The sequence below is a fragment of the Nevskia soli genome (assembly GCF_903970205.1).
GTDB lineage: Bacteria > Acidobacteriota > Terriglobia > Bryobacterales > Bryobacteraceae > Bog-113.
The window spans coordinates 1-3631 of the sequence record NZ_CAJCHS010000229.1 but is presented as its reverse complement, the minus strand read 5'-3'; the positions used below and the strand labels follow the sequence as shown (position 1 = coordinate 3631).

General features: G+C 60.0%; 3 protein-coding genes. 1 reads left to right on the top strand and 2 read right to left on the bottom strand.

Annotated elements, in window-relative coordinates; translation table 11 throughout:
- Positions 1 to 199: hypothetical protein (locus H1Y01_RS20240; protein WP_257644436.1), on the top strand; the 199-nt coding region annotated here is incomplete at its 5' end.
- 147 nt (positions 200 to 346) lie between these two features.
- Here the strand turns inward: H1Y01_RS20240 and H1Y01_RS10390 are convergent.
- Entirely contained in the window at positions 347 to 1009 is a 663-nt protein-coding gene (locus tag H1Y01_RS10390) for a response regulator transcription factor (protein ID WP_219341441.1), read from the bottom strand.
- A 74-nt stretch (positions 1010 to 1083) separates the two neighbouring features.
- On the bottom strand, positions 1084 to 3631 hold a 2548-nt coding region (locus H1Y01_RS10385), incomplete at its 5' end, for a sensor histidine kinase (protein WP_180540451.1).

Genomic DNA, 3631 nt, shown 5'->3' with positions numbered 1-3631 from the left:
GACGTGTGGGCCTCCAGGAGCGCCTGCTCACTCGATCCTAACCGGCGCGCCTGGTCCAGCAGCCAAACCGGAATGCGCGTCCGAACAATACATGGGTACCCGCCGCAAACGTCAGGGGGAAGTCAATGCCGGGAAACGCTTCCGCAAGTTCCTGAACGACCCACTTAAGGATCTAAGCCTTTTCGCCGGCCGACAATGATGGAAGCAGTTTCTCGAAATCGCTCAGATTCCCCATTCTTCACTCCGATTGTCTCTTAACCGAAGCGATGCTCCGGGACGGCTAACCAGGGCCTCACCGTGCTTCAGAGCCGGACATCGAAGCGAGACTACCCCATGCACAACTATGTCACTTGACCAGACCGTCCCTCAGGGCGCGCGCGACGGCTTCCGATCGCGAATGGACGTGCAGCTTCTCGTAGATCGAGCGTAAGTGAAAGCTGACGGTATGAACACTAATTCCCAGTTCGGCCGCCGCGGTCTTGTTCTGATGGCCTTCCGTTAGTAGCTTCAGCAGCTCGCGTTCGCGGGGCGAAAGAGCTACCCAGCCAGCGTCGCGTACCGGCGCTTTGCGGAACAGTTCAACCACGCGAATGGCAACTTCGGGCGACATCACGGCGCCGCCGTCGGCAACCTGCCGGATCGCCTCCATCAGCCGGGCGGGCGGCGTCTGTTTGAGAAGATAGCCGCAAGCACCGGCGCAGATAGCCTGAAAAATCCGGTCGTTATCTTTGTAGACCGTCAGCATAACCGGCGCGATCCGGGGATGGCGTTCCTGAAGAATCCGAACGGCCTCAATGCCGTCAAGTCCCGGCAAACCGATGTCGAGAAGCGCGACGCGGGGCGGATCGATCCCGATGTTCTCCAAAGCAACTTCCGCCGTCGGATACACATGCCGGCACTCAAAGCCCGCTGTGTGGTTGATCAAGAACGAGATGCCTTCGCGCGTTTCGGCCTGGTCTTCGACAACGGCCACGCCGATGACCTCCGTCTCCGCATGGCGCTCCGTCAAGTTCCGAGCCCCCCTGTTTAGTTAGAGTAACCCCACCGATTCGCCGCCACAACCCCCGTATTCGTGCGGGGGGACTATAAGCGGGACTTACCCACTACGCTACGGCGCAGCGGTAAATGAACTTCCGCCGTGCATCCCCCGCCGGGGGTAGTGGTCCACTCGATCCTCCCTCCCAAATTCTCAACGCGCCGGCGCATGTTCGGGATGCCGTTTCCACCGCCGGCGCGAGACGGGCCAACGTTACAGCCTCGTCCGTTGTCCAGGCCCCGCCCGTTATCGACGACGCGCAGCGAAATTTCACTTGCTACCTGAAACTCAGCCGACGCCACGCTGCAACCGGAGTGCCGCGCTACATTGTGGATGCACTCCTTGAAGATCAGGTAGATGTTTCTCCGGGCTTGTAGGCTCAACCGTACATTGGGATTGTTCCGCTGAACGCGAAACTCAAATTGGATCGATTGCGATTCCAGCAGATCGCTGGCAACCTCGCGCAGTCGCCGGATCAAGGCATCCATGCCTTCCTGTTCCGCGCCTTCCGGTTCTGACCGAATCGCCCAGACAATGTCGCTCATCGAATCCGCCACTTCCCGCGCCAACGCGGCCATGCGATCTAATCGCGCGTTCGGAGTCGACGACTCAAGCGGACGCTCCAGGCGCACCACCTCGCTTAAGATTGCGATCTGCGAGAGGCTCGCGCCAATGTCATCGTGCAGATCCGTCGCAATAGCGGTTCGCATCCGCTCCAGGTTTACGGCCTGCGCCACCCGGTAACGGTGCGCAGCCCAGATAAGGGAGAGAGAGGAGGCAGCTACCAGCATTTCAAACCACCAGCGCCTATAGAACGGGGGGAGCACAGTGAAAGCGACTTCGGCGGATGTGGTGCTTTCTTCCCCTTCTGAGTTAACGGCTTTGATCAGGAGCCGATAACTTCCCGCGGGCAGACCTGGGTAGTTGAGGTCGTGATTTCTTTCCGGTCCGTGCCACAGGGACTGTTTGCCGTCATAGAGGGTGTACTTATAACGCAGTCTCTCTTCCGGCTCGTTGTTAAAACCCGCGAACTGGACTTGAATCTGGTTGAACGAAGGCTGCACTCTAAGGTTCGAAATGAGTGCTTCGCCCGCCTGGGAGACGGGATACCGGTCGGGTCCCACGCGCAAATCCGTGATGCGCACGGACGGAGCCGTCGGCTTCGAATCGGCCCCCGGCGTTAGTCTCGATAGGCCTTGGGTGGTCGCGAACCAGAGATTACCCGAAGTGTCGCGAGCGGCGGACTCCATTTCCCCATGGGCAAGTCCGTCGGCCGTGGAGTAATGTTTGATGCGGTCCGTCGCGGGATCCAGCCGATCGATCCCTCTTCCGGAGCCGGCGTATAACCGCCCTTCCCGGTCCTCCACCAGGCATTGGATGTTGTTGCTCGCCAGACCATTCTCTGTGGTATATCGACGCAGTCCAAAGTGTTCCCCGCCAGGGTTGTCGATAACCGCAAGACCATTACGAGAGCCGATCCAAAGCCTTCCCGCGTGATCCGTCAACAGTGCGGTGATGGCGCCGGCGGGGACTCCCTCGCGCTCCCCAAAATGAGTGAAGCGTTGTCCGTCATAGCGGTACAGTCCGTTCCCATTCCCCATCCCCATCCAGACGTTTCCTTGACGATCCTCCGCGAAGGCCCAGACTAACCGGGGGTTGTGGCTAGGGCCCTCTTCGAATGGCAGGAACGTGTTGCGGCCGGTGTTCCCCCGGGCGTTCCATTGCATCAATCGATCTCCGTGCGAGGACTGCAACGAAGCCCAGATAATTCCGCGCGAATCCTCGAAAGTTTTGAACACCTGAGAGTCGGACGCATAGCATGCCCTCGGTTGTTTGCCGTCCAACTCCACGGCTCTCATGCGGTCAAACCGGCACAACCCCTTTTTTGTGGCGACCCACCACTCGCCGGTACGGGATTGCAGCAGGATTTGGTCACTACCCCAATTGTTGAACTCGCCATAAACTCCGGGGACGGCGGCGTGAAACTTCTCACCGTCGTACACATTAACGGAGGCTTTCCCCTTTTCGGCTATGGGAACGGTTACTGCTAGCAGGGTTCCCGCGCGGTCCACAACAACGGACCACACACGATCGGACGCGAGGCCGTCGGGTTCGCTGAACGTGGTGAACCCCGCGGGCGCTATCTTCATGACACCGGCGCCTTCCGTGCCTATCCATAGGTTGCCGGCGCGATCGCAAGATAAGGAAAGAATCTCGTAATCGGTTAGCCCATTCGCTTTGTCGAAGCGCTGGAGCTCGGATCGAGTTTCGCCGCCCGCCGGCAGACGCAAGATTCCATTCGACGTGCCCAACCATAGAGCGCCGTCCGGGGCCTCGACCAGGGCGGCGATATCGCGTGACCCGCGGCTATCGAAAAACGTGCGTTCGACGCCATACCGGCCTGCACTGGTCCCGCGCCGCATGAGCGCCAAACCGCCGCGCGTCGCCGCCCAGATCCGGCCCTCGCGATCTCTCAGTAGCGAGTTCACCCACGGGTTCGGCAAACCCTCCGATGTCCCAATGCGCCGAAGGGAACCGTCCTTCTCAACCACATCGATCCCGTTGGGAGTCGCGATCCATAATTCGCCGCCGGGA